Origin of the sequence: Leuconostoc holzapfelii, assembly GCF_012396485.1 — a bacterium.
Classification (GTDB): domain Bacteria; phylum Bacillota; class Bacilli; order Lactobacillales; family Lactobacillaceae; genus Leuconostoc; species Leuconostoc holzapfelii.
In genome coordinates, this window is sequence record NZ_JAAXPO010000004.1 from 137899 (window position 1) to 163600 (window position 25702).

Annotated in this window: 24 protein-coding genes, 1 tRNA gene and 1 riboswitch; of the genes, 5 read left to right on the forward strand and 20 right to left on the reverse strand. The window is 44.4% G+C overall.

Annotated elements, in window-relative coordinates:
* Positions 1–7: 7 nt before the first annotated feature.
* From thiF to HF966_RS04665, 6 genes are all read right to left on the reverse strand, one after another.
* Positions 8–652, reverse strand: coding sequence for a sulfur carrier protein ThiS adenylyltransferase ThiF (thiF, locus tag HF966_RS04640; RefSeq protein WP_168676665.1), 645 nt, complete (start codon positions 650–652; stop codon positions 8–10).
* A 12-nt stretch (positions 653–664) separates the two neighbouring features.
* Positions 665–862, reverse strand: coding sequence for a sulfur carrier protein ThiS (gene thiS / locus HF966_RS04645; protein ID WP_168676667.1), 198 nt, complete (start codon positions 860–862; stop codon positions 665–667).
* 50 nt (positions 863–912) lie between these two features.
* Complete coding sequence (gene thiE, locus HF966_RS04650; protein WP_168676668.1) at positions 913–1548, reverse strand: thiamine phosphate synthase; 636 nt, start codon at positions 1546–1548, stop codon at positions 913–915.
* Between the two features lie 87 nt (positions 1549–1635).
* Positions 1636–1736, reverse strand: a riboswitch (TPP riboswitch).
* A 53-nt stretch (positions 1737–1789) separates the two neighbouring features.
* The gene (locus tag HF966_RS04655; protein ID WP_168676669.1) at positions 1790–3508 is read right to left on the reverse strand and encodes an ABC transporter permease; all 1719 of its coding nucleotides are present in this window, start codon (positions 3506–3508) and stop codon (positions 1790–1792) included.
* On the reverse strand, positions 3495–4502 hold the full coding sequence (locus HF966_RS04660) for an ABC transporter ATP-binding protein (RefSeq protein ID WP_168676671.1): 1008 nt from the start codon (positions 4500–4502) through the stop codon (positions 3495–3497). Before HF966_RS04660 ends, HF966_RS04655 begins: the two co-directional genes overlap by 14 nt.
* A 9-nt stretch (positions 4503–4511) precedes the next feature.
* Entirely contained in the window at positions 4512–5567 is a 1056-nt protein-coding gene (locus tag HF966_RS04665; protein WP_246586660.1) for an extracellular solute-binding protein, read from the reverse strand.
* A 384-nt stretch (positions 5568–5951) separates the two neighbouring features.
* Here HF966_RS04665 and HF966_RS04670 point away from each other — a divergent pair, with 384 nt between their 5' ends.
* Positions 5952–6833, forward strand: coding sequence for a serine hydrolase (locus tag HF966_RS04670; RefSeq protein WP_168676672.1), 882 nt, complete (start codon positions 5952–5954; stop codon positions 6831–6833).
* 130 nt (positions 6834–6963) lie between these two features.
* Here HF966_RS04670 and HF966_RS04675 read toward each other — a convergent pair.
* The 13 genes from HF966_RS04675 to HF966_RS04730 all read right to left on the reverse strand — a co-directional run bounded on the left by HF966_RS04675 (position 6964) and on the right by HF966_RS04730 (position 20728).
* A tRNA-Ser gene (locus HF966_RS04675) sits at positions 6964–7051 on the reverse strand.
* A gap of 62 nt (positions 7052–7113) precedes the next feature.
* Positions 7114–8916: a DNA helicase RecQ gene (recQ, locus tag HF966_RS04680; protein WP_210729353.1), complete on the reverse strand. Its 1803-nt coding sequence runs from the start codon at positions 8914–8916 to the stop codon at positions 7114–7116.
* A 37-nt stretch (positions 8917–8953) separates the two neighbouring features.
* Positions 8954–9610 (reverse strand): histidine phosphatase family protein, encoded by a 657-nt coding sequence (locus HF966_RS04685; protein ID WP_168676674.1) that lies wholly within the window; start codon positions 9608–9610, stop codon positions 8954–8956.
* Between the two features lie 103 nt (positions 9611–9713).
* Positions 9714–10172 (reverse strand): Tellurite resistance protein, encoded by a 459-nt coding sequence (locus HF966_RS04690; protein WP_168676676.1) that lies wholly within the window; start codon positions 10170–10172, stop codon positions 9714–9716.
* Positions 10173–10305: 133 nt separating this feature from the next.
* Positions 10306–11676 (reverse strand): Na+/H+ antiporter NhaC family protein, encoded by a 1371-nt coding sequence (locus HF966_RS04695; RefSeq protein WP_168676677.1) that lies wholly within the window; start codon positions 11674–11676, stop codon positions 10306–10308.
* A 369-nt stretch (positions 11677–12045) separates the two neighbouring features.
* Positions 12046–12981 (reverse strand): carbamate kinase, encoded by a 936-nt coding sequence (gene arcC / locus HF966_RS04700; protein ID WP_168676679.1) that lies wholly within the window; start codon positions 12979–12981, stop codon positions 12046–12048.
* A gap of 21 nt (positions 12982–13002) precedes the next feature.
* Positions 13003–14460, reverse strand: a complete 1458-nt coding sequence (locus HF966_RS04705) for an amino acid permease (protein WP_168676680.1) — start codon at positions 14458–14460, stop codon at positions 13003–13005.
* An 87-nt stretch (positions 14461–14547) separates the two neighbouring features.
* Positions 14548–15624 (reverse strand): ornithine carbamoyltransferase, encoded by a 1077-nt coding sequence (argF, locus tag HF966_RS04710; protein ID WP_168676682.1) that lies wholly within the window; start codon positions 15622–15624, stop codon positions 14548–14550.
* Between the two features lie 19 nt (positions 15625–15643).
* The gene (gene arcA / locus HF966_RS04715; RefSeq protein ID WP_168676684.1) at positions 15644–16879 is read right to left on the reverse strand and encodes an arginine deiminase; all 1236 of its coding nucleotides are present in this window, start codon (positions 16877–16879) and stop codon (positions 15644–15646) included.
* Positions 16880–17572: 693 nt separating this feature from the next.
* The gene (locus HF966_RS04720; RefSeq protein WP_345719090.1) at positions 17573–18535 is read right to left on the reverse strand and encodes a LacI family DNA-binding transcriptional regulator; all 963 of its coding nucleotides are present in this window, start codon (positions 18533–18535) and stop codon (positions 17573–17575) included.
* A gap of 52 nt (positions 18536–18587) precedes the next feature.
* Positions 18588–19187, reverse strand: coding sequence for an alpha/beta hydrolase family protein (locus HF966_RS04725; protein WP_308442848.1), 600 nt, complete (start codon positions 19185–19187; stop codon positions 18588–18590).
* Positions 19188–19193: 6 nt separating this feature from the next.
* Positions 19194–19364 carry a hypothetical protein gene (locus HF966_RS08885; RefSeq protein WP_246586658.1) on the reverse strand — a complete coding sequence of 57 codons (171 nt, stop codon included), beginning with the start codon at positions 19362–19364 and terminating at the stop codon, positions 19194–19196.
* Positions 19361–20728, reverse strand: coding sequence for a glycoside-pentoside-hexuronide (GPH):cation symporter (locus HF966_RS04730; protein WP_168676686.1), 1368 nt, complete (start codon positions 20726–20728; stop codon positions 19361–19363). The genes HF966_RS08885 and HF966_RS04730 overlap by 4 nt, the downstream gene beginning before the upstream one ends.
* Before the next feature lie 247 nt (positions 20729–20975).
* Between HF966_RS04730 and HF966_RS04735 the strand changes: the two genes are divergently transcribed.
* The 3 genes from HF966_RS04735 to HF966_RS04745 are packed head-to-tail and all read left to right on the forward strand — an operon-like array spanning position 20976 to position 23625.
* The gene (locus HF966_RS04735) at positions 20976–21935 is read left to right on the forward strand and encodes an alpha/beta hydrolase (protein WP_168676688.1); all 960 of its coding nucleotides are present in this window, start codon (positions 20976–20978) and stop codon (positions 21933–21935) included.
* A 21-nt stretch (positions 21936–21956) separates the two neighbouring features.
* Positions 21957–22742: an alpha/beta hydrolase gene (locus HF966_RS04740; RefSeq protein ID WP_168676690.1), complete on the forward strand. Its 786-nt coding sequence runs from the start codon at positions 21957–21959 to the stop codon at positions 22740–22742.
* 4 nt (positions 22743–22746) lie between these two features.
* The gene (locus HF966_RS04745) at positions 22747–23625 is read left to right on the forward strand and encodes an alpha/beta hydrolase (protein WP_168676692.1); all 879 of its coding nucleotides are present in this window, start codon (positions 22747–22749) and stop codon (positions 23623–23625) included.
* A gap of 69 nt (positions 23626–23694) precedes the next feature.
* Here HF966_RS04745 and HF966_RS04750 read toward each other — a convergent pair whose 3' ends face one another.
* The gene (locus HF966_RS04750) at positions 23695–24003 is read right to left on the reverse strand and encodes a hypothetical protein (protein WP_168676694.1); all 309 of its coding nucleotides are present in this window, start codon (positions 24001–24003) and stop codon (positions 23695–23697) included.
* A 107-nt stretch (positions 24004–24110) separates the two neighbouring features.
* Between HF966_RS04750 and zwf the strand changes: the two genes are divergently transcribed.
* Positions 24111–25571 carry a glucose-6-phosphate dehydrogenase gene (zwf, locus tag HF966_RS04755; protein WP_168676696.1) on the forward strand — a complete coding sequence of 487 codons (1461 nt, stop codon included), beginning with the start codon at positions 24111–24113 and terminating at the stop codon, positions 25569–25571.
* Positions 25572–25702 lie beyond the last annotated feature (131 nt).

A 25702-nucleotide genomic window follows, 5' to 3' on the forward strand; every position in this document is an offset into this window, starting at 1 on the left:
CTCTTTTTTAAATCCGAACCTGATCAACTAGTAATTGTAAAATAAGATTGGCCTGATGCCCCGCACAAATAATCACACGTGGTGCCATCAGCCCTTCAACACCTTGGCTCTCACCATCCCCGCAAATATACACGTTATTTCTGATCTGCTTGGTGCGAATCGTATTCGCACTATGTAACCCAGCCATGCCATTACCCATGACGAGTGGTTTATCGGGCAGTAGATCACTGGCAGCTTGTAGCAGAATCGCTTTACTCTCAGGATTATCAAATGCCTCACACATCACATCCGCTGATTGGCATAACGTGACCACATTGTCATAAGTCACCCGCGTTTGCAAAGTATCAATCGTGATAAACGGATTAAATTCTAAGATGTTTTGCTTGAGCGCTAAGACTTTTGGCATCTCCACTTGACTCACCTTATATTGTTGGCGATTCAAATTCGTATAATCCACCACGTCAAAGTCAATGAGTGTCAAATGCCCAACCCCTGACCGCGCTAATGCAATCGCAATGTTTGACCCCAAACCACCGGCCCCTGCAATCACCACATGAGCCGATGCTAAGCGCGCTGTACCGGCGACATTACGATGCTTCATTTCTGCGACTGCCGTTGTCACGGCGACATTGTCAATTTTTATCTCTGTCATGTTTTCTTCCTCTCAACCCCCACCGACAAATGAAATCACTTCGATTTCATCTTGATCGACAAGTAGCGTTGTCTCATAGGCGTCACGCGCAACAATTTGCCCATTGCGTTCAACGACAACTCGCGTGTCTTCAAGTGATAACTCACCTAATAACGCACGAATCGTACGCCCCACGAGATTGTCTGTCTGTTTACCATTGACCGTTATCATATTTCTCCTACTTTCTTGATGACATACTATCTTGTCAGCCATGCTTCATATCACACAAGCATTTCGACCGCCCGTCGTAGCTGTCTCACTTTACTTGCAACATCGGCTGCCTGCATAATTTCACTCACCACACAAACGCCAGCAATGCCCGTGCCTGCTAAATTGGTGATATTGTGGGTTTTGATGCCACCAATAGCATTCACTGGAATCGGAACTGCTTGGGCAATTGCTTGAAGGGTTGCCAGACTCGTATGCTTCGTGATGACTTTTGTTTTCGTGGGATAGATCGCTCCTGTGCCAAAATAATCTGCCCCCTGAGCCAGGGCTTCTTTGGCCCGAGTGGTGTCCTTGACAGAAACACCTAATATCCGATCCGGTCCGATCAGTTGCCGAACAACATCAACAGGTAAATCACTATCGCCGACATGCACGCCATCTGCGCCAACCGCAAGACAAATGTCCACACGGTCATCGATAATAAGTGGCACATCATAACGGTCCGTCACTTGTTTAACAGCAACGGCTAACTCAAAATATCGTCGCGAACTCACAGATTTTTCGCGCAATTCCACCAAGGTCACGCCATTGGCACAAGCGGTCGCTATAATAGCCAAAAACTTATCGTCTGAATAATCATAGCGATCCGTGACTAAATAAAGTCGGTAATCAATGTTTCGCTGCACCATAATGTGCCCTTTCCACCCTCACTAGGCAACAAAAAAAGCTGTTCCCCACGTTAAAATGCACGCGAAAAAACAGCTTAATAATACAAACGATTATTAATCATATCTTCCTACGCAGATTCTAATCTGATCAGGTCCAATGGGTATTTCTCAGCCAACGATGTTTCCTGTTGGCACCCCAGATATTTATATATTTAATTACAGGTTAATACTAACATAATATTTTTATTTGTCAAACGATTATTTAAAATGTGTTTGATGTCATCTGATGAGACTGACGCCGCAGGACCAACAGTAAGATTGCCCCAATGACCATCAAAATGACGCTGTAAATCAAATTGGCCACTAAGCCGTTGACTGCTCCATCCCCTGATACCGCGTTGGCCGGATCGGTATTGGCCCGGATGGCCACCCCCAACGGTTGCACTAATGGGCTAAATAAAAAGACACTTAAGTCATAGTCAGAGAGATGCGCCAAAATATTCATGGCCATAATGGCTAACACACCTGCTTTCATTTGCGGTAACACCACCGTGCCAAATCGATATAACGCTGGTGCGCCCATGCTTTGCGCCGCTTCTTCAGTGTTAGCATCGACGCTATAAAATAGACTTTCTAAAAACCGTAGCGAAAATGGCAACCGCGTAATGGTATAACCAATCAATAACAAGCTCAGGCCACCGGTTAAAATTTGATTCCCCACGAGCAGTTGCGCTGAACCAAAAGTCGTAATTAACCCAATCGCAATGAGCGGTGCTGGCAATAGCCAAGGGAGATACATCACACCTGCCAGTGTCTGATTAACCAGGCCAGCTGACTGGCGTCTCGTCACTGCGCGCGCCACGACTAACCCAATCAAAATCGCAGCCAATGCACTCAGGGTAGCATAGACTAAACTGGTAATGATTGGATTTAACGTCGCCGGCGTCGTTAATATCGTCACGTAGTTTTGCCAAGTGAACTGACCCAGTTTCTCGGTTGCTACCGCCGTAGCACTTGTCAATGAAAAAATAATTGTCGCCCCAACCGGCAAGAGTAAGATCAACCAGATTAAGTATGCCACAACATGCACCAAACCATTCACAAACGGCTGGTGAATCTTTTGTTTGCGCATCGGGGCCGGCACTTTCGTCTTAAAAGCATATCTTTTGCGACGATCTAACCAGCGACCAAGTAAGAGTAAGACCACCTGCATCAGACCCAGTAACAAAGACAATGCCGCAGCCAAATTATAGGTACCCGTATTACCAGTAAAGGTCAAAATTGTCGGTGTGATCGTCGAAAAATGATCCCCACCCAAAATCAGTGGCGCCGACATCGCCCCCAATCCCGTGTTAAATAACATAATGGTGAGCGTCGTCAAAGTCGGCACTAACGCCGGTAAGACGATTTGGGTTAAAATTTGCCATTGATTAGCACCCAAACTGCGCGCCGCTTCAATCGTTTGAAAATCCAATTGTTGAATACGCGTTGTTAAAAACATCATGTGATTAGCCGTTGCAGCAAACGTCATCAAAAACAACACCGCGGGAAAACCTGTAAACCAATCAGGCGACAAATGCGGCCAAACTTGCTGTAGCCATCGGGTGACAAAGCCCGTACGCCCATAAACAAAAAGATAACCCGTTGCCACCACAATCCCACTGTAAATGATCGTCGTCAAATAGCCGGCTTGTAACCATCGCGCGCCTTTGATGTCAAAATAGCTCACCACCAAAGCCATAAAAATCCCAATAAGATTAGCAGTAACTGCTAAACTCAGCCCTAAAATTAGCGAATTGCCTAGCGCGTGCATGGCAATCGCTGAGGTGAATATTTTGTGAAAGGGTGCCCAGGTGATCTGGGTGCCCGACCAAAAAACATGCTGTAACAAGCCAAAATTAGGTAACAACACAAATGTGACTAAAAACCAACCCACGACAATTTGTGGTAGTAGCCCGCGAAACGATTTATTCTGACGCATTTTCATCTCCTGCTACAACCACCACATCACCGCGATTAAAATAAACCGTCACCGCTGCCCCGATCGCATACAACGTTTGTGGTGCTGTGATGAGTGTGAGTTCAGTATCTAACGCTAACAACGTGTAACGATACCCCGAACCAAAATACTCTACTTCACGCACCACCCCTGAAATTGTAAAATCGCCTGAGTCTAAGGTGAGGTGTTCTGGCCGAATATAAGCCTGCGCTTGGGGCGCCAGTGTTAAGGCTAAATTCGTCACAAGTTGCGGTCCTAAGCGGTTAATATCCCCAATAAAGTTCGCGACAAACGCTGTCGCGGGCGTTTGGTAAATCGCTTGCGGTGTCCCAATTTGTTCAATACGCCCTTCATTGACCACCGCAATCTGATCAGACAACGTTAATGCTTCACTTTGATCGTGAGTGACGTAAATAATCGTCATTTGCAGCAAATTCTGTAATCGTTTGAGTTCACGGCGCAACGCCACTCGTAACCGCGCATCTAAGTTAGAGAGCGGTTCATCAAGTAGTAATAAACTAGGGTTTGGTGCTAATGAACGGGCGATGGCAACACGCTGTTGTTGCCCACCAGATAATGCCGAAATCTCCTTTTCCAAACTATCACTAGGTAACTGCACGATCTCGGCCACTTCTTTAACACGCGCATCAATGGCCTGTTTCGTCAACTTTTGGAGTCGTAACCCATACGCAATATTGTCATAGACGCGCATCGTGGGAAATAACGCATAATTTTGAAACACCATCCCAATCGCCCGTTTTTCCGGCGGAAAGTGCGTGATATTTTGCCCATCTAATTGGACTTCGCCTTGGCTCACGGTGTTAAAGCCAGTAATTGCCCGCATAATGGTTGACTTGCCACTCCCTGATGGGCCGAGCAAGGTAAAAAAAGACTTTTCTGGGATGGCCATCGTCACATGTTGCACTGCTGCGTGCGTCCCGTACGTAATGGTGACATCATTTAACGCTAATTTCATTGGCTATCCTTACTTCAAATCATTCAAGTTAATTTTCTCAACCCACTGATCAATATATTTGTTGTACCAGTTGACATCAATATTATGAATTTTAACTTGTTGGGCTAATTGCTTTTGGAACGCTGGCACTGAAGTTTGTGCTTGCTGGTTGAGCGTATTAATGTGGAACTTTTTCGCCCAAGCTGCCTGCACTTTGGCACTACCAAACCAGTTAGCAAACGCTTCGGCCGTCTTTGTGTTGCCAGATTTATTCACCAAGCCAATCTGCTCCGTGGCCACCGGGACACCGTCTGTTGGTGTGATCACCTGTGGTTGCCATTTAAACGTGTTTGGAATATTAGCTAAGTCAGACGAAAAGGTGTAACCAATTTTAGCCCGGTCATCATTGACTGGCTGGGCAAAAAGTTCATTTGGCTTCAACTGCACCCCATTTTTGAAATAATTGGCCAAAGCGGTCCAGCCAGCTTCACTGACGCCCAGGTCGCCATGATCATCACGATAAGGCGATAAGATTTGCGCAATCACAATCAGATTCGTCCCACTGCCCAAAGTGCCCTTGCCTGGCACCGTATATTGGCCAGCAAATGCTGGTGTCGTCAACGCTTGCCAAGACGTTGGCAGTGCTGATTTTGCTACGTTTGGTTTCGCAACTAACACAATCTTTTCTTGGTCAGTCGGATAATAGTAACCTTTACCGGTAATTTGGCTGGTTGGCACCTCTTTTGCCCAACTGGCCGTGTAGGGTTTAAGCAATTTTTGGTTGGCTAACTCATCAAAACCAAACTGATTAGAGCCGTAAATCACATCAGCAACTGGCTTATTCTTCTCGGCGACTACTCGGTTGACCAGATCCCCACTGCCTAACTGAACTTCCTTAATTTTAAAGCCAGCCTTGGCGGCTTGTTGTTGAATCCACTCACCTCGGCCATTACTAAACGAGTTAGAATAGACAACAATACTTTTGTCCTTTGATTGACTGCCATTCACGGCCGTCACGGCAACAGCGCCACCACCAACGACAACAACTGCTGCAACGGCACCAAGCCATGTTTTTGTGTTCATCATTTTTCCTCAATCATTACAATCATAATGCAACATGTCACATTGCTAAGTATAACTGGCTATTGTAAATTATTAGGGTGGTCACGTAAACATCGTGTCAATAAGAGGTATGGGGTTAATCATCTATCTTTTAGTCGCATAAAAAAACACGACGTCACAATGCGTGATATTATCATTTATCTGCCCTACTTGTCGCCATATCATTTGCCAACTATTTAAGCTTATCGGTTGACTGTGCCAAAATGTGGTAAGATAGTACAAACAATAAAACAGTATACCCCCAAAACTGCGACCACAACCAATAGCGGTCCCATTAAATACTGTCACTTGCCGCCATTTAGGCCTACTAATCCCCCCTTGTAACATGATATAAACCCTAAGAAAAATATGAAACACGCCAAGAAAAATCAACTCCCCCTATTGCTTGTCCCCGTCATCCTTTTATTCGGGATTTTAATTGTTTATCGCTTGGTGAGCATGGACACCGAGCATCCTGCTACGTCACCGATTGTCTCGTTATCCGAAAGATTACAACATCAACCTGACTCAGCGCTAAAACAGCAATGGCAAACGATTTTACATCACCAAGACTCCGATGTGAACATTGCTGTTTATAATGAGAAAACGAAGCAAACCACAACATACACGAATAACGCATCAGTGACTTATCCTACCGCAAGTATTGTCAAAGTCAGTGTGTTGGCTAATTTGTTGCGCATGACCCAGTCAGATGATACCTCACTCTCACCAACTGAAAAATCGCTTGCTGAGAATATGATCGTTGATTCAGACAATGACGCTACCACAACACTGTTAAATACCTATCAAGATGGCTACACTAGCCCAGACAGTCTTTTTAGCGCACTGCACATGACGCAAAGCAAAATGGATCCCGATGCTTGGGGGCTCACCACGACAACGGCACTGGACCAACTCAAATTGCTCAATGCGCTAGCCTACGGTCAAAAATCGCCACTCAATCAGTCAGATCGCCATTATGTGTTAAAACTCATGGCTAATGTCAGCCCGGATCAAGCTTGGGGTATCAGCAAAGGCATCGCTGACAACGCCACCATACAGCTCAAAAACGGCTGGTTGGAATCAGACGATGGTTCGAGTTGGATTGTGAATTCTATCGGTCATATCCAAACAAAAGATAGTAACTACACCATTGCTGTCCTCACTAATGGTAATGCAACCGAAGCAGATGGTATCGATTTGATTGAAAGCCTATCTTCAGCGACAGCACAAGAATTAAAAGCCGATTAACCTAGTCGGCATGGGCAAAATACCCCATCATAAACAGTGTACGTATTGTCACATACGTACGCTTTTTTTGCACAAAAAAAGTGTTGCATCAAGACTTCAAGTCTTAATGCAACACTTTCATGCGTTATAGTGGAGAAGAAGGGATTCGAACCCTCGCACGCTTTAACACGTCTACACCCTTAGCAAGGGCGCCTCTTCAGCCGCTTGAGTACTTCTCCATAACAGATACTATCATATCAGATAAATGAGACAATAGCAAATGTTTTCAGCATGTCCCCACTCAGTCGCGGCCCGCTAACACAGCCGCAAATTCCTCGTGGTAAATTTCAAATTTTTTCTCGCCCACACCAGAGATCGCTAAAAATTCTGTCGCAGTTTTTGGCCGTAAGACAGCCATGTTCATCAACGTTTTATCCGAGAAAATCATAAACGGCGGCAAACCCGCTTCACGTGCAAGCGCTAAACGTTTTGTTTTTAGTCGGGCAAATAACTGATTGTCCGCATCGGATAACTTTAAACCAGCCGTCGCCACGTTGATTTGTCGTTGGGCAATGACTTGCTGATTAACACGCTTGGTCACTTTTATTTGCCCCTTCAAGACCTGTAGCCCACGATCAGTTAGCTTTAAGACAGGAAATTCACCGCCGTCAATCCGCAAATACCCATCCGCCGTCAAATAATCAATAAAGCGGCTAATATCTTTAATGGTCCGCTCTTTCATCAAGCCAAATGTGGGTAACGTCAGCAAATGGGCATACTTTTGCACACTGGCATCCCGTGAGCCTTTGAGCACTTTAGCCACTAACGTTTTCCCAAAGCTTTGGTTCATCCGCACGACATTGGCCAAGACGCGCTGAGCATCGGTTGTCACATCCACCCGCTCGCGCGCATCCAAACAGTTCGAGCACTGCCCACAATCTTGGGTCACCAGCTCACCAAAATAACCCAGGAGATAACGTGGCAGGCACGTCTCTGTGTTAGCATACGCATTCATTTCCCGGATTTTATTGTATTCGTTTTGTTTATGCGCCTCGGTGCCTTCAGATTTTTGTACAAAAAATTCTTGTAAATGAATATCTTGTGGCGCATATAATAAGATGGCTTCCGACGGCAGACCGTCACGACCAGCACGACCGATTTCTTGGTAATACGCCTCAATGTTGCCTGGCACAGCATAATGGATAACAAATCGGACATCTGGTTTGTTAATCCCCATACCAAACGCATTGGTGGCAACAATCACTTGCACGTCGTCATATAAAAAGGCTTCTTGCATCGCTTGCCGTTCTTTTTCTGGTAACCCAGCATGATAACGGCCAACTTTCACGCCTTTTTTGGCCAATGCATCATACAATTCGTCAACTTGCTTACGCGTTGCCGCATAAATAATCCCACTTTTCCCAGTATTAGCGCGCAAGTAGTCTTGGACATACTGGCGCTTATCCACTTGATGAGCAATTTTAAGGGCCAAATTATCCCGAGCAAACCCAGTTAACACCGTATCTTCATCACTCACAGCCAGTAATTGCTGCAAGTTTTGACGCACACGATCTGTGGCAGTCGCCGTCAAACCAAGCACTGCCGGTTGCCCTGGAATTTGGGCCAGGAGTGGCAAAATATTGAGATAACTCGGCCTAAAGTCATGCCCCCATTGTGACATGACATGGGCTTCATCAATGGCAATTAAGTCAATTGGGAGTTGTTGGACAAAATTAAAAAAACTCGGAATTTCCAAGCGTTCAGGTGACACATACAACATTTTATAAAAACCAGCCCGAATGTCTGACATCCGTTGGGCTTGTTCTTGACCTGTCAAAGTTGAGTTCAAAAAAGTCGCGTCAATCCCCATTGCATTTAGACTATCCACCTGGTCTTTCATCAGCGAAATTAACGGCGAAACGACCAACGTAATCCCTTCAAACATCACCGCCGGCAGCTGGTAGGTGATGGATTTCCCACCACCAGTTGGCATAATAGCGAGCGCATGTTTATGCGCTAAGACTTTTTCAATAATATCTAATTGTCCGGTACGAAAATCATCATAACCAAAGACTTCTTTTAAAATTTCACGCGGTTTTTGCATAATTCCATTATAAGCTATTGCGTCAAGTGATGGACAGTTAAAAAACCGTGGTCACGTCATTAAACGTTTGGACCTGCAGCTCGCCCTGAGCGTTGAGATCAAAAATAGCCACCGAGCCGTTTTCCGGCCGTTGTGCGGTCATCAATTGTCCGTAATGTTGGGCCAAATTACCAATCAGTTGCCCGTGCGTAACGAGCAAAATCGTCGCATCAGCGGGATAATTGGCCTGTAAACTCGCTAACGCTTGGTCGATGCGCTGCCAAAAGGCAGCCGCATTTTCACCAAGGTGTTTTGGATCCAATTGATAAATGGTATCCATAATTGTGGTCATATCCGCATGTTCAGCAATGTCGCTGGGATCATCCGTTTCCAAGCCAAGCGCTGCCCCCACAGCACCCCACATGTCATGGTTCCCCCCGCCTTCAAAACTGCCAAAGAAATATTCCCGCCATTCGGGTGTGCTGACGAGCGCGGGTGGCGTTTGTAGGTTTTCAGCCAGCACAAATTCGGCCGTGTGAATCGCCCGCGAGGTATCAGATGACAAAGCCGCATCAAAATGGACATTTTTTAAGCGCTCACCGGCCGCTCGGCCATCCGCTTCCCCTTTTGGTGTGAGCGGCGTATCCGCCCAACCTTGAACCTTATCCAACCAGTTAAAAATGGTTTGGCCATGTCGCACTGCATATATTTTCATCTTAACGCCTCCTTCATGTGATCACAACATCGTATCTTTCCCCCTCTATTCTACCCGTTTTTCCACAAAAAAAGACACATGTGATTTGTGTCTTGTCGTCAGTTTAAAACGGATTTAATTGAAATGACCAAGGAATATATTGTCGGAACATGTAGTGTAGACCAGCTGCAACCCCTGCCAATATGACGAGACTAACCAGCTGTGGACTTTGAAATTGGTGAGCACGACTCAAAAATCGTGCACCAATCTGAAACCCGATGTACAACACGCTAAACCAACCAAAATAGGCGGCTAAAATATTACCACCAATCCGAGTTGTTTTGTCAAACCAGTTCTCTGGTTGTCCAGCAAAGAATTTCACATGTAACCAATCCAAAAACAGCATAATAAAAATAAAACTGATGAGATCCATGCCAACTAATTTTAAAATTGCCCAATAATCACGTGGCACACTGAAATGTTGGTGGTGAAAAACATTGAGTAAATAGGCGGTTAAAATGTCTGATCCCAAAATAAACAATAGCCAACTCAATGGTTTTGCACGTACCATATCACGAATCATATCTTGCCCCCATATCACCCATACGACCCCTGATCCAGGTGAAATCGCATCGGTTATGCCTTGTTTATTCGATTATACCACGTCCTCCTTTGCACACGGGCCAAAACAAAATGCGTATCACACACAATCTATGTCACGCGTTGTCAGATGAGTCCTCGGCTTGTTTTAACCCAATACCCGTCACAGCTGATAAAATGGACATCACCGGCGAGAGCAAGGCAAACAAAGTAAAGGGCGCAAATGCCAGCACTGGCACACCTAACGTTTGCGCGGCAAAACCACCGGCAACACCCCATGGCACCAAATAATTCATCACCGTACCCGAGTCTTCAATCGTCCGCCCCAGCGCCAATGGCGAAAGATTGACAGTTTGAAAACTGCGTTTAAATAACTGCCCTGGCAGGATTGTCGCCAAGTATTGTTCCCCCACTAAAAAGTTCGCCCCAATGCCCGTCAGCAAAGTTGCCAAAACAATGGCACGTTGCGTGTTTAAATGCGACACAATCGGTTGCATAACAGCCTGTAAAATACCCAGGCCACTGAGCAAGCCGCCCAGACCCAAGGCCAACATAATCATCATGATGGTCTCCATCATGGCCGCCATGCCGCCACGATTAAGCAGGGCCATCAGTGTTGGGTTGGTTTGTGTTGTTTTAAAACCAGCCACCACCAATGTCGCCCAAGCTGGCACACTATGATGCAGTAAAAAAGCAGCACTCGACAATAAAATATTCAATGTTAATGCTGGAATAGCTGGTATTTTGTACCAAGCCGTCACCACAAGCAAAGCCAGAGGCACGAGCGCCCACCAGGTTGGTTGCAGCAAAGGTAATAACGCGGCAATCTTTTGTGTTGCCTGTGCATCCGATTGATGCCCAGCACTTAAAACCACGCTCACGATAAATGTCACACCCCATGCTGGTAAAGTCGTCCACATCAAATTTTTAATGTGCGCAAAAAGATCTGTTTCCGAAATGGCACTGGCCAAATTCGTTGATTCTGATAAGGGCGAACTTTTATCGCCAAAAATAGCCCCTGATAAGACAATACCGGCCACAATCGCTGGATTCATCCCCATCAATGTCCCCACACCCATCAGCGAGACGCCAACTGTGGACAACGTCGTAAAGGCACTACCAATCAAAGCCCCCACCAGCGATGTCGTAACAAACGCTGTGGGCAAGAAAAACGCCGGGGTTAAAATTTTAAAGCCCGCCCAAATCATCGTGGGAATCACGCCAGTCGCCAGCCACAGTGCAATTAATGCCCCAATCAATAGGAAAAGGAATAATGGTGTCAGCCCTGATTCAATCCCCTTCACCAGTTCCCGTTGGCTTGTTTGCCATGACACGCCGCGCAAGCGTGCCACCACCATGATTAAGCCAATCACCGCCAAAATTGGGGCAATCGGCATCAAGTCAAAGCCTATCACGCCCACCGCCAAAATCATCACGGTTCCCAATAATAAAAACGCTGACAACTTGGTACCCAGTTGTTTTGCCATATTTTTTCTCCTGTCGCCATCAGTTTTCTGATGTTTTTTTCAATAAAAAAAGTCCCTGCTGTCACTTTGACAGAAGGGACGAATCGACAATTAAAAATCCGTGGTACCACCCAGCTTACGCGTTAAAAAACGCATCACTTTGGCATTTGATAACATGGTGCTGCCACGCTTAAATCGATAGCTGTATTTCGGATAGCAACACCTGTGCAGTTTTCACCAACCACTGCTTCTCTTCACGCCGAATGTTTATCCTACTCAAATAAGTGCTAATTTCAAGTAGTCCTAGTGTACTATGCATCCTCTGACGTGTCAATAGATGCGCCAGCGAGCCATACCTGATTCTTCAATTAACATACTTTATGTTGCGTATCAATTAGGACAAATAATGGTAGCTCGGCCATTTTTCTTATAGTCTGAAATATTATCTAAGCTCGTCATAATAGCTTTTTTGCCTGTTTTTTCAACAAACGACATCAATGCTAGAATCTTAGGTTTCATTGAGCCTTCTGCGAATTCATTCTCATCGACATATTTTTGCGCTGTTTCAACGGTCAATTCATGCAACGGTTGTTCTGCGGGGGTCCCGTAATTAATATAGGCCATATCAACAGCTGTCAAAATGACTAGTTCATCAGCGTCTATCACCTCTGCTAATTTCGCAGCAGTAAAGTCTTTATCAATTACAGCTTCAACACCCGAGTATTGTTCCCCATTTTGAACAACAGGAATACCGCCTCCCCCACCTGCAACAAGTACGGTCCCTGAATCAACTAAGGACTTAATTGATTCAGTTTCTAAAATACTAATAGGCTTTGGAGAAGGCACCACACGCCGGTAGCCACGGCCTGCGTCTTCTTTAATTATCCAGTTTGGATGTTCTTTCCTTAAGTTTCCCAACTCTTCTTTTGTGTAGAACATGCCAATTGGTTTGGTTGGATTTTTAAATGCTTGATCTTTTTTATCGACGATGGTGCGTGTAATAATCGTCGCAATTTTTTTATCCGGTAGGGCCGCATTTAATGCGTTATCCATCCAAAGACCGATTTGCCCCTGAGTCATTGCCCCAACAGCATCTAATGGCATTGCTGGATTATCTTCAGATGACCCCAAAGCTTCTTGCAATAATAAGTTGCCAACTTGTGGCCCATTGCCATGTGTAATAACTACCTGAGTTTCAGGATTTACTTTGATGTAATTTGCTAGTTTTTCCGCCGTTGTTTTTATTGCATTTTGTTGCGCTTGAGCTGAGGCGTCTTTGGTTAAAATCGCATTGCCTCCCAAAGCAAAAATAACTCTTGATGACATCGTCATACCTCCTTTTATTTCCTATTGAATTGACATCATGCCAGTTAGCAAAGCGATGATTGTGCCGACAGCAATAATAGTCGTGATCGCAATCATGAGCCATTCACTTTTTTTAATATTTTTCAAACCGACTGTATACGTATAAAAGATAAACCCAAGCACTAATACTAGTGTACTTAAGGCTAAATAGTGTAATCCCGATACGGCCACCGCAATTATCTCAAACAAAATGACGATTAACCCAGGAATTATAATTTTAGAATCTCGTTTTGAAAGCCCCACTTTAAATTGAAAAACACCAACGAAAAAATAACTAATGACAATTGTCACAGTACACAAGCTTAATGAAAATTCATAAGCTGAGTTCGTGAAGATTAAACTAGCAATCAAAGCTTGCAACAGAATTTGAGTAAAAATCAAACTCCCTACAGGTGACCCCACCTTGTTCGTGTTTCCCATCCACTTTGGGAATATACCTTGTTCGGCTAGCCTTTGTAGCGGTTCAACTGGTAGCAAAAACCAACTTAACAATGCACCCAGCAAGGTAATAATCAAAGCAATACTCATCAAAGCACCACCAATTGGACCAACTGTCGTCTCAACAACATAAACTAACCCTGGCTGTTTTAATGTCGCTAGTTGCTGTTGGCTCAACATACCAAAGGGTAACATCGAAATCACAAAATAAAGAAAGAACAAAACAATTGTGCCAAGCATAGTCGCTTTACCGACATCCGATTTTTTCTCAGCACGATTGCCAAGCATTGAAGCCGACTCAATACCAACAAATAAGAAAATCATCGAAAATAAGCCTGACCCAAACTGCCCCATAAAACTATTGAACGTCATTTTACTAAACGTTAGCGTGCCAGAATTATCACTAATACGCTGCCAAAAGTGTGCGGTAAAGATACCAGATTGAAATAAAATCACACCAAAGATGATAAATACCGCTAACGCGCCGACTTTAAATATCGTGACAATTGTATTAAAGCCCGCAACTTTTTCTGCACCAAATTTGATAACCGAAAAAGTGAGTATCCAAGAAAATAAAGAAATGAAAATTAATGTTTGTGGGCTATTGCCTTGTTCAAAATGATGTAAATAGGGCACATATCTCGAAAAGATACTAAAAGATTGCGCTAGCATAATTAAGAAAGCCAAATTACCACAAAAACCACTGACAAAATATGAAATTCCGGAACTAGCTGCCGCTAATTTACCACTACCCTGATACGCATAATCAGTAACCCCTGTGAGTTCTGGATATGATCGTGATAGATTGGTAAACACCCACGAAAGTGAACCAATGCCCACCATAACGAAAACCCACGAAACAATACTGACACCAACCGTACTTCCTTGTGCAAGGGTTGAAGAAACATTAAAAATTCCGGATCCCAAGCAGCTCGTGACAACCCCACTAATTAAGGCCGGTAGGCCTAATTTTTTTAGCGCTACAGTGCTATTCTCACTCATTGTTATTACTCCTAATCATCAAAAGAAAGTGACCCATGTCATGGGGACTCACCTTCTTTTGATTACTTATTTTTATATTATTAAAATTTATGGTTTTGGGTACATTGTCACGTCGCCTAACGTCGCGACCATAATAGCCTTGATCGAATGTTTCCTATTTTCTGCTTCTTCAAATTGACGACCTTGTGGCCCTTCAAATACTTCATTAGTTACTTCAATGCCTTGTTCGCCAACGACATTTGGGAATTTAGAATGTGCATTTTCAGCCATCGTTGTGTTCATATCGTGATAAGCAGGTAAGCAATGCATCAAAATGGTATCATCGCGACCAGTCATAGCCATCAAATCAGAATTAATTTGATACGCTTTTAACAGGTCGAGCCGCTCCGCCCAATTATCCTCGCCCATTGAAACCCAAACATCACCATAAATCACATTCGAATTTTTAACACCTTCCGCAATATCACTTGTAATGAGTGGTTTTGCCCCAGTTTCTTTAGCGTAGTCTGTCGCTATTTTTACCACATCACTTGCTGGTTGCAGCGCTTTTGGTGAAACGATGTGTACATTCACACCCAACATCGTCCCTGCAACAAGCAATGAGTGCGCGACATTATTGCGTCCGTCACCAACAAACGTTAACGTAATATCATTTCCAAGGTGCCCAAATTCTTCCTTTACCGTCATAAAATCGGCAATCATTTGCGTAGGATGCCATTCGTCTGTAAGCCCGTTCCATACAGGTTTATGACGCCCCTTTGTGTCAACGGCATTTTTGGACATTAATTCCATATCCGATTGCGCAAATCCGCGATATTCAATCCCATCAGCCATGCCAGCGAATACACGTGCAGAATCAGCAACAGACTCTTTTTTCCCAAACTGACTCGAAGTTGGATCAATATAGACTGTATGCGCACCTAATTCGTCCCCACCAAATTCAAAGGATAAACGTGTCCGAGTCGATGTTTTTGCAAATAACAAAATAATATTTTTATCATGCAAATACTTAGTCACCGGCGCACCGCCCTTTTTTTGCAATTCAAGCTCATCTCGTAAATCAATACTTAAATTGATTAACTCATGTAATTCTTCAGGTTTAAAGTCAATCTCCTTTAAGAAAGAGCGGCCATTCATGCCACGCAATACATTATAATTTGTCATTTATTTATCCTTCTTTTAGTTAAATATTTTCACGCCAGATTGGTTGTGACATGCAACGACCACCACCACGACCACGTGCTAACTCACTCGACTTAATTTCATCAACCTTAATGCCATGTTCTCGCATCAACTTAATCGAAACATAGTTACGATCGTAGGTCACCACTTCACCAGGTGTAATTGTCAAATTATTTGACCCGTCATTCCATTGTTCCCGCGGAGATATGATTGGATCAGCATCCCCTGTTTCAATCAAATCGATATCGTCTAAATTCAACACTTCTTTCAACGTTTTTTTCAAATTGTCGCGATGCGCCATCGAAATTTTCCCATTGCTAGTCGCACGCAAAATATTGATATTCATCTTCCCTTCATCATCCATGATGCCAGGGAAAACAGTAAATTGATCATAATTAACCATGGTAAAGACAGTGTCTAAGTGCATCATTGCATGATTATGCGGAATTTCGACGGCAATAATTGTATCAAAATGACTATCTGTATTGGTAAAGAGTTCTTCTGCTAAAGCTTGAATTGCACGACTTGATGTGCGTTGTGACACACCAATTGCTAATGTATGCGCATTTAACACCAACTCGTCGCCACCCTCCATTCGCGCATCCGAGTTACGATTCAACCAGACATCAACCTTACCAGCAAAACGTGGATGATATTTCATCACAAATTCCGTGATCAAAGATTCTGGGCGACGTGCTTCAAAGGTCATATGATTAATTGTTAACCCATTGCCCATCATAGCCTGCGGATCACGTGTGAAATAGGCGTTTGGCAATGGATCCATCAAGAATGGGCTCTCAGCATCTGACCCAGCAACATCGTGTAGGTTAGGATGTTTAAAATCAACTAAATCTCGACGTAATCCTGCATAAATTGTCGCGACTAGATCATGGTTTGATAAGCCATTCAGATATTCTTTAATATCACGCATTGCATCGTTAATATAATGATGTTCTGTTAAGTAACGGGTCAAGAACTCATCCTTAACCTTTTGGCTCACAAGAATTTCTTCTAGTAATTGTTCAATATATACAGTTTCAACCCCTCGCTGTCGCAATACTTCAGCAAAATAGTCATGTTCCTTTTGTGCATTTTGCAAGAATGGAATATCGTCAAATAGCAATCGGCCCATAGTATCTGGCGTAATATTTTCAATTTCGGCACCAGGTCGATGTAACAATACTGTTTTCAAAGTACCAATTTCAGAATTAACTTGGATTGCCGGTTCAGTAATCATAATATAAAGCTCCTATTCACGTATTTTTTAAATAAATGAAAAAGGAAGCGCTTGCTTTTTCGACTCCAGACTACTACTTCGTTACAGAATTGTAAAATATATGTGTCGCGCTGATTACAATTCATCGTGTTTTTAATAGAAAACTATCATAAACCTAAACATCGCAAAACAAGCGCAGCATCGTCGTATATTTTTTTGTGAAATAAATAGCAATATTTAAAAAATTTAAATAAATATTTGCTTATTTGGTTAAAATGATTTTTATATTCATCTTTAATCCAGTGTCACATGCACGTTTTATAACCTTTTTATTACATAAATATTATTTCAAAAGCAGTGTGATTTACTGACGAATAGTTCATTCGAAACCACATATGAGAAATCATCAGGTGCTTAAAAATTTTATTAATCTCAACCAAAATCGCCAAATAAAGGCGTTTTTTTACAATAAAAGCGCATTTTTCCTAGCGCCAACCCGGCTACTCATTTAGCTTTATAGCGCCAAACATTTTCGGGCAGATTTCTGTTTAACACATAATATAGAAGAAACATGTGAAACGTCCCCAAAAATACTCACTGTTACGTTGACAAAAATTTTCATTGTGAAAAAGCAATCTTTTTGGCGACACGCCAAGCACCTGTTCAAACACAAAAAAGCCACGATTCAATGAATCGTGGCTTTTTTTTTCTGCATCATTTCGTGGTCGTCCCGCGGTGAAATGTGACTGGGAACATATACTGTCGCTCTTGTAAGCGTTCTGGCTGATCGATTTTAGTGAGTAGTGCTTCGACTAATGTCTTGGCCAAATCGGCAATCGGTTGCACCACCGTCGATAATTCTGGGAAACTCTGTAAGATAAACGCACTCCCATCATAACCAACTACTTGGACATCTTGTGGTACAGGTAAATTCATTGTGCGCAAGGCTTCCAGTACCAAGAGCGCGGTGGTATCATCGGTGGCCATAATGCCATCGGGTTGTTGTTCGGTAATGGCTTGATGGATTAACATTTTACGGAAATTCACTGTGGCATCACTCGGCATCACTTGAACGATTGGCGTGAGGCCATTTTTTTGGCTCGCCGCCATGAAACCATTGGTGCGATCAACCGTCGGGTTGGTATCGTGAATTTCGCCAGAGAACACCAATAAACGCTTAGCGCCACCCGCAATCAGGTTTTGGGCGGCCAGTTGTCCGCCCGAGAAATTATCAGAACTAACGGTTGGAATATGTGGCCCAAAGTAGCGGTCAAGTGATACCACCGGTAAATTCAAGTCGTGATAGGCATCAATAATCATATTGTGAGACGCCGTAATCAAGCCATCCACTTGATTTGATTGGAGCATACTAATATAGGCGCGCTCTTTTTCCGGATTATCTAAACTATTGGCAATAATGACTTTATAAGACCGTTCAAATAACTCGGCCTCAATTTTTTCAAGTAATTCGGCATTAAATGGATTTTGCGTATTCGTTAAAATGACCCCAATTAACTTGGTTTTTTTCCCTGACAGCGACCGCGCGACTGAATTGGGCTGATAATTTAATGCCTGCATCGCCGCATAAATGCGTGATTCTGTTTGCTCAGAGAAATAACCACGCTTGTTAATCACACGTGACACTGTTGTCAGCGAAACGCCGGCGCGTTCAGCCACATCTTTTAACGTATAACCCAATTTATCGACCCTCGGTTCCGTTGACTCTTTTCTATTTATATAGTTTATCAAAAAACGCCAACGTTGCGTCAAATAATAATGCCCGAGTTGGCACATCCCCCCAACTATGATCTGCACCCGGCACAACCGTCAAATCAACGGGCTGTTGATAAGCGGTCACATATTTTTGCGCATAAGCCACGGGTGCAATCGTATCAGCGGCACCATGAATAATTTTAACCGGCCCCAGATACTGCGCTGCTGTTGGGTAAATGGCAATAGTTTTGACGTCCTCAAAAAATCCTGGCCCTAACTTCATCGAATTAAAATCAAAATAACCTTGTTCTGCAACCGTGGCAATCGGCTTGCCCTGCAGGGTGTGATTGTTCACGATTTCATCTTGGAAAACGGCGGCTGGTGACCACAGGCATAAGCCACTCACCGCATCCCCGACGCGACCCGCTACCATACTGGCGGCCACACTCCCCAGACTCATGCCTAGCAATCCCACGCGTGTCTTATCCACAAAATCCAATGTCTTCACAAACGCCACTAATTGTGTGCCTTCATAGACTTCATTACTAAACGTGAAGTCGATAAAATCGCCATCACTTTCACCATGACCAGAAAAATCAAAGGCAATCGCGGCAATCCCCCGCTACGCCAATTGGCGACTGATCTGGACAAACGAACAAAAATATTCGTCTCGCACTGCCCCGAAACCGTGAAATAGCAATACTGTCGGCACTGGACTAGTAATGCCTTCGGGCACGTACGCTGTCCCCCGCAAAGTTAACCCATTAATGGTGGTGTTGACATATTTAATCATGAATTCAAGACTCCTTCATTCAATTCAGCTTGGCGCTTTGCCTGCAAATCGGCGTGCATCCTAGCACTGACTTTATCCAAACCATAAAACATAATACTGATAATACAAATGGCGTCAATGATGGCTGGGCCATAGATAAAGCAGACGTTAATGCCCATAATCCCTGAAGCCGTTTGGGTCACATTAGGGACAAAGTGGAAACGCGCCAAAATTTCACTGTTAATGACACCGGCTAGTCCGGCACCGATACTCGCCTCGATGGCCGAAACAGACGTCAACAACCCTTGGGCCCGGACGCCAAAGCGCCATTCGCCAAAATCGACCGTTTCTGCAGTCATCACAAACATTAAACTCTGGGCAGCGCCAAGACCAAAGGCCGAGACAGCCACCCCAACAAGGGCCACGCCAATTGTTGCTTGTTGCGCCGCAAGGAGCAAGATACCTTGTCCAATAATCGCAATACCTAGATTACCAATCACAACGGTGCGCATTTGGAAGCGCTTAATCAAAAACGGAATGGTAATTGCGCCGATAATCATTGCCAACGCACTGAGTGAATTGGCAATCGCTGACATACCCTCATTGTGCAACACATACTTGAAGAAGTAAACCGTTGACGAGTTCTTAACCACAACCCCAATGAAGATAATGATGTTGGTGATAATGATCGTCCACCATGGGCCATTAGGGAGCAACGCTTTAATACTGTCGTGCAAAGGCACTGGCTTTTCTTGTGCTGGTGTGACATTTTCTCGGACATTGGTAAATGTGAAGACTTCGGCGATGACAAGAATCACCGCGAAAATACCCATCGCAATCGCAAAGCCCTTAGAACTACTTAAGCCACCAAACAATGAAACCAACGGTAGAATCGCCAAACCTGAAATCAAACCACCCGTTTGCCCCAACACGTTACGGAACATGTTGGCTGAGGCACGCTCATTGGCATCAGCTGACAAGCTAGGCAAAATCGCATTGATCGCCGTACCTAAACCAGCAAAGCAGATCGTGAAAATGGCGTATGTGCCATAAGCCAGCGGCAACCGTGTGCTCGCTGGGAAAAATGCAATTGAGAATAGTAACACGGCTGAAATGGCGTAAGGCACAGCCATCCATAAGAACCAAGGCCGTACTTTACCAAAACGCGTCTGCGTCTTATCGACTAAGATGCCAAATATTGGGCCGGCAAAGGCATCAAAAATCCGGACAACTAAGAATAAAATACCGGTTGCCGCTAAACTTAAGCCAGCCACATCCGTATAGTAAAACATCAGATAGTTTGTCGCGGCGACAAACACCAAATTATTACCAAAGTCACTGAATCCATAGGCGACTTTGTTTGCAATGGTTAACTTCTTTTCCATTTGAGTATCCTCCTCAATAACGGGTTGAGAAAGCGCTTACATTTTTAACCGCCTTTATTATAATCGCGTTATTTTGTTGTGTCAAGCGTACGTCATAAACATGACACAAATTATTTTAATACACTATGATATAAAACAATTGAACTCATAATTGTATGGTTTGCGCTTGACATATTATCCTAACGCGTTTACTATGAAGTCGTATTATGAATGCGATAAACTTAACAATGATTAGGAGGTTAGTCCATTGTCCACACACCCACAGTATCTTGACCCGTTTTCAGTCACTGATTTCCCTGAAGACCAGACACTTGTCCCTGGGGCCACCGTTTTAGCCGGTGACGACACACCCAAAATCCCCATGTGTTTCACTAATATTGCCTATGACGAGCAGCAACCTGACTTGCTACTGGATATTTTAGTCCCACCCGTCTACATCCCAGAAACTGGCATCAATGATCAGCGGCAATTTCCCTTAATTGTTTGGATTCAAGGCTCGGCCTTTGCCACCCAAGAAATCGGCCTGCATTTACCCCACCTCGTTGATATTGCCCAACAAGGTTATGTTGTGGCCGCCGTGGCGTATCAAGGGAGTGACAAAGGCGGCACTTTCCCGTCCACGATTCAGGACGTCAACGCCGCCATTGATTTTCTCGTCGCACACGCCAAAGACTATCATATTGATCCCGACCAAATCATCCTTTGGGGCGAATCATCAGGGGCTTACACCGCCGTCATGACGGCCGCGACCCAAAATGATACCGCCTTCTTCAGAACCACGCCTAAAAACCGCACGTTTAAAGCGGTGATTGATTTTTACGGGCCAACCCGCTTACAAGACCTAGATTTAGCGCCTTCCATTCAAGAACATCGCTCCGCTGACAGTTGGGTGGGCGCTTATTTCGGCCACCAAACCATCGATCCCACCGCTGAGATAATGCACCAAGCCGACCCCGTCACGCATCTGCACGCTGGGCTGCCACCGTTTTTGATTTTTCATGGCACATTAGATATGATTGTGCCTTTCCAGCAGAGTGTCATCCTCAAAAATGCACTCGATGCCGCCAACATTCCCAACCAGTTTGTCACGATGCAGGGCAGCAACCATGGCACGGATGCCTTTTGGTCACCTGCAGCCAAGACAATTGTCCTGGCATTTCTGGCTGATCACACACATAAAGCACCGACACTTCCCGTCTCGGTTTAATCACACCTTCTGGAGAACATTATGGCTTTTATGACCTTGCACTACTTTTCAAATATGCTCAATAAAATGACCGAAGTTAACGTCATCGTGCCGGAAAAGCGCGAATCTGATGGCACGGTCGCCTATGAAAAATTGCATGCCCAACCATTAAAAACGGTCTGGCTCCTACATGGCTTATCGGGGGATGCCACCGATTGGTATCGTATGACTGGCTTAGAACGTTATGCCACAGTGAGTGGTTACGCGGTCATCATGCCGGATGTCGATCGCAGTTTTTACAATAATATGGCACACGGTCGGCGCTATTGGGACTTTATCACCCAAGAATTACCCCAGCGTTTACGCGCTTTGCTCCCACTTAGCACTGCTCGCGAAGACAATGTGGTCATGGGAAATTCGATGGGTGGTTATGGCGCCTTAAAATGGGGGTTGAACCAACCACAACATTTCAGCCGGATTGTGGCCTTATCTGCGGTGGTCGATTTGGCAGATTTCTATGACAAACGCGATATCTTTGCCATGCCTGATTTTGATTTGGTCTTTGAAGGGCAAGATATTCACGCCAAGCCCTTGTCGTTGTCTGCAGCCCTCGCCCAATTTAATGCGGCGCAATGGCCCCTAGCACTCTACACCGCTTGTGGTGAACAAGACCCACTGTATGCCCCTAACTTAGCGTTCAGTCAGCAACTACGCACAACCTTTGGCGATCGCTATACGTGGACCAGTTTACCCGGTGATCACGATTGGGATTTCTGGGATCAACAACTTGCAACCGCCTTTACTTGGCTCACCATAACGGAAGGATAATACGATGACACAAGAAGATTTACTTGCCCAAGCCCAAGTTTTACGCAAACGCAGTGAAGCTTACGACGTGCCTTTGCCCGAATCACGCCAAACTGGTCTCATACAATCAACAGAAACCATCAACATCGCTGACCAAGCGCCGGTTAAATTGTATATTTATGCGCCAGCTTACTTACCCAGTCAAGGCGTCATTTTAAATTTCCGCGGCTCTGGTTTTATGTATCCCTGGACACAAGGTGACTTCGCCTTTGCAAAGTCGTTGGTATTTGCCACGAACTATACGGTCATTGATGTCGACTATCCCGTGGCTCCAGAACACCCCTTCCCAGCAGCGGTTAATGCAGCCTTTAGCGCCTATGGTTATGTGCTAGAACATTTCAGTAATTTTGCCCCGCTAGGACGGCCTTTCATTGTAATGGGTCATAGTGCAGGCGGCAATTTGGCCGTGACGACCCAACTCCAAGCTAAAGCCCAAGGGATCAAACTAGCAGATAAGCTGATGCTTGATTTCCCTGTGCTTGATTTAGACACGGATCCAGAAGACAAAAACTATCCCAATGGCCAAGGGATTGCCATTGATGAATCACGTCTCATGAATCAGTTCTATTTACAAGATGACACAGCTAAAACCCGCCATAATCCGCTGGTATCACCAATTGTGGCGACAACAGAAGAGCTGATGGGCTTTCCGCCAACGATTATCCATACGGCTGAATTTGATAGTTTGCGTGACGAAGCTGAAACCTTTGCCCAACATCTTGTCGCTGCCTATGTGCGTGTCACCGTTGCCCGTTATCCTGAGTCTTATCATGGTTTTACTGTGGTGAAAACGCCAATTGGCGAAAAATCCTTTGCCGACTTTGTGCATGATTTATTGGCTTAAATCACATCTACTAGGCACATAAAAAGCATCAGGTTACCCCTGATGCTTTTTATGACTTGACGTAACGACCTATTGCCATCGTTTCAAGAACCGTCGCACTGGTTGGTTAAACACAGCCGGATTCAAAACGTATTGATGCCGAATTTTTGTTGTCAACAAGCCCCCAGCTTTTAACAAGTCGGCGACCTCCGATGGCCGAATCGGCTCATCCTTTTGATATTTCCAGGTTTTAGACTTCACGTCAATATGGATCACATAATAATTTTTATGCGGGTCCCGTGCTGACGCATGCGCAATCCGCGTGTGTCCAGCATATTGGCCCACATCCAATTGCCGTAAAATACGTTGTTGTTTGGGCGTGAATTCGTTGATGAGCATGTTTTCTGCCTCCCGTGTCAGTGAATCTGTTTGTGAAATTGGTACTTTTCGCCCCATTTTGCGTTATAATGGTAGATGAATTTAATTATAATATTAAGGGGAACATCATGGTTTCAGAAATCAAGACGTTAGTAACATTTTTCGGTGCTACTGGTGATTTGGCAAAGCGTAAGCTTTACCCATCAGTTTTTAACCTCTTCAAGAAAGGTTACCTACAAGAACACTTTGCCATTGTTGGGACAGCACGTCAAGAGTTAACTGACGATGAATTCAAGCAACTTGTGCGCGAATCAATCGCTGACTTTACAGAAGACAAGACGCAAGCCGAAGCATTTATTACACATTTTTCATACCGTGCCCATGACGTTACAGATGCCGCATCATATGACATCTTAAAGTCAGCGATTGAAGAAGCTTCTGAAAAGTTTGCCATTGATGGCAACCGTATCTTCTATATGTCTGTTGCCCCCCGCTTCTTTGGCACAATTGCTAAGTATTTGAAGTCAGAAGGCTTGTTGGCCACAACTGGTTATAACCGTCTGATGATTGAAAAGCCTTTTGGCACATCATATGCTACAGCTGAAGAATTGCAAAGTGACTTGGAAAACGCCTTTGACGACGACCAATTGTTCCGTATCGATCACTACCTCGGTAAAGAAATGGTCCAAAATATTGCCGCTTTGCGTTTTGGTAACCCAATCTTTGATGCCGCTTGGAACAAAGATTACATCAAAAACGTCCAAGTGACTTTGTCAGAAGTTTTGGGTGTTGAAGAACGTGCCGGTTACTATGACACAGCCGGCGCCTTGCTCGACATGATCCAAAACCACACGATGCAAATCGTTGGTTGGCTAGCGATGGAAAAACCTGATTCATTTACTGATAAAGACATTCGTGCCGCTAAAAACGCAGCCTTCAATGCCTTGAAGATTTACAACGAAGAAGAAGTGAACAAGTACTTCGTGCGCGCCCAATATGGTGCCGGTGACACTGCTGACTTCAAGCCATATCTTGAAGAAATGGATGTGCCTGCTGACTCAAAGAACAACACGTTCATCGCTGGTGAATTGCAATTTGATTTGCCTCGTTGGGAAGGGGTGCCATTCTATGTCCGCTCAGGTAAGCGTTTGGCTGCAAAGCAAACACGCGTGGATATCGTCTTCAAAGCGGGTACTTTCAACTTTGGCACAACACAAGCAGCTCAAGAAGCTGTATTGTCAATTTTGATTGATCCTAAGGGCGGCGTTGACTTCAAGATCAACTCTAAGTCAGTTGAAGATGATTTCAACACTCGGACAATTGACCTTGGTTGGACAATTTCAGATGAAGATAAGCAAAACACACCAGAACCATACGAACGTATGATTCATGACACAATGAATGGTGATGGCTCAAACTTCGCTGACTGGAACGGCGTAGCCATCGCTTGGAAGTTCGTTGACGCGATTTCAGCTGTTTACGCCGCTGACAACGCACCACTTGAAACTTACAAGTCTGGTTCAATGGGTCCAGAAGCGGCTGATAAGCTATTGGCAAACAATGGTGACGCCTGGGTCTTCAAGGGTTAAACCCCATTAAAGTAATCAAAAGGATGACGCTAAAGCGTCATCCTTTTTTGCTGCTTACAGCCAATTTGGCTACTCTCTCTTGCAACCGGCCTTGTTTAATTTCTTTTCCCCTGTGCACTTGACAGCGTCAC

Coding starts and splice junctions, on each gene's coding strand:
- thiF (WP_168676665.1), bottom strand. CDS start 652: ATGACAGAGATAAAAATTGACAATGTCGCCGTGACAACGGCAGTCGCA.
- thiS (WP_168676667.1), bottom strand. CDS start 862: ATGATAACGGTCAATGGTAAACAGACAGACAATCTCGTGGGGCGTACG.
- thiE (WP_168676668.1), bottom strand. CDS start 1,548: ATGGTGCAGCGAAACATTGATTACCGACTTTATTTAGTCACGGATCGC.
- HF966_RS04655 (WP_168676669.1), bottom strand. CDS start 3,508: ATGCGTCAGAATAAATCGTTTCGCGGGCTACTACCACAAATTGTCGTG.
- HF966_RS04660 (WP_168676671.1), bottom strand. CDS start 4,502: ATGAAATTAGCGTTAAATGATGTCACCATTACGTACGGGACGCACGCA.
- HF966_RS04665 (WP_246586660.1), bottom strand. CDS start 5,567: ATGATGAACACAAAAACATGGCTTGGTGCCGTTGCAGCAGTTGTTGTC.
- HF966_RS04670 (WP_168676672.1), top strand. CDS start 5,952: ATGAAACACGCCAAGAAAAATCAACTCCCCCTATTGCTTGTCCCCGTC.
- recQ (WP_210729353.1), bottom strand. CDS start 8,916: ATGCAAAAACCGCGTGAAATTTTAAAAGAAGTCTTTGGTTATGATGAT.
- HF966_RS04685 (WP_168676674.1), bottom strand. CDS start 9,610: ATGAAAATATATGCAGTGCGACATGGCCAAACCATTTTTAACTGGTTG.
- HF966_RS04690 (WP_168676676.1), bottom strand. CDS start 10,172: ATGATTCGTGATATGGTACGTGCAAAACCATTGAGTTGGCTATTGTTT.
- HF966_RS04695 (WP_168676677.1), bottom strand. CDS start 11,676: ATGGCAAAACAACTGGGTACCAAGTTGTCAGCGTTTTTATTATTGGGA.
- arcC (WP_168676679.1), bottom strand. CDS start 12,981: ATGTCATCAAGAGTTATTTTTGCTTTGGGAGGCAATGCGATTTTAACC.
- HF966_RS04705 (WP_168676680.1), bottom strand. CDS start 14,460: ATGAGTGAGAATAGCACTGTAGCGCTAAAAAAATTAGGCCTACCGGCC.
- argF (WP_168676682.1), bottom strand. CDS start 15,624: ATGACAAATTATAATGTATTGCGTGGCATGAATGGCCGCTCTTTCTTA.
- arcA (WP_168676684.1), bottom strand. CDS start 16,879: ATGATTACTGAACCGGCAATCCAAGTTAATTCTGAAATTGGTACTTTG.
- HF966_RS08885 (WP_246586658.1), bottom strand. CDS start 19,364: ATGATTAAATATGTCAACACCACCATTAATGGGTTAACTTTGCGGGGG.
- HF966_RS04730 (WP_168676686.1), bottom strand. CDS start 20,728: ATGGAAAAGAAGTTAACCATTGCAAACAAAGTCGCCTATGGATTCAGT.
- HF966_RS04740 (WP_168676690.1), top strand. CDS start 21,957: ATGGCTTTTATGACCTTGCACTACTTTTCAAATATGCTCAATAAAATG.
- HF966_RS04745 (WP_168676692.1), top strand. CDS start 22,747: ATGACACAAGAAGATTTACTTGCCCAAGCCCAAGTTTTACGCAAACGC.
- HF966_RS04750 (WP_168676694.1), bottom strand. CDS start 24,003: ATGCTCATCAACGAATTCACGCCCAAACAACAACGTATTTTACGGCAA.
- zwf (WP_168676696.1), top strand. CDS start 24,111: ATGGTTTCAGAAATCAAGACGTTAGTAACATTTTTCGGTGCTACTGGT.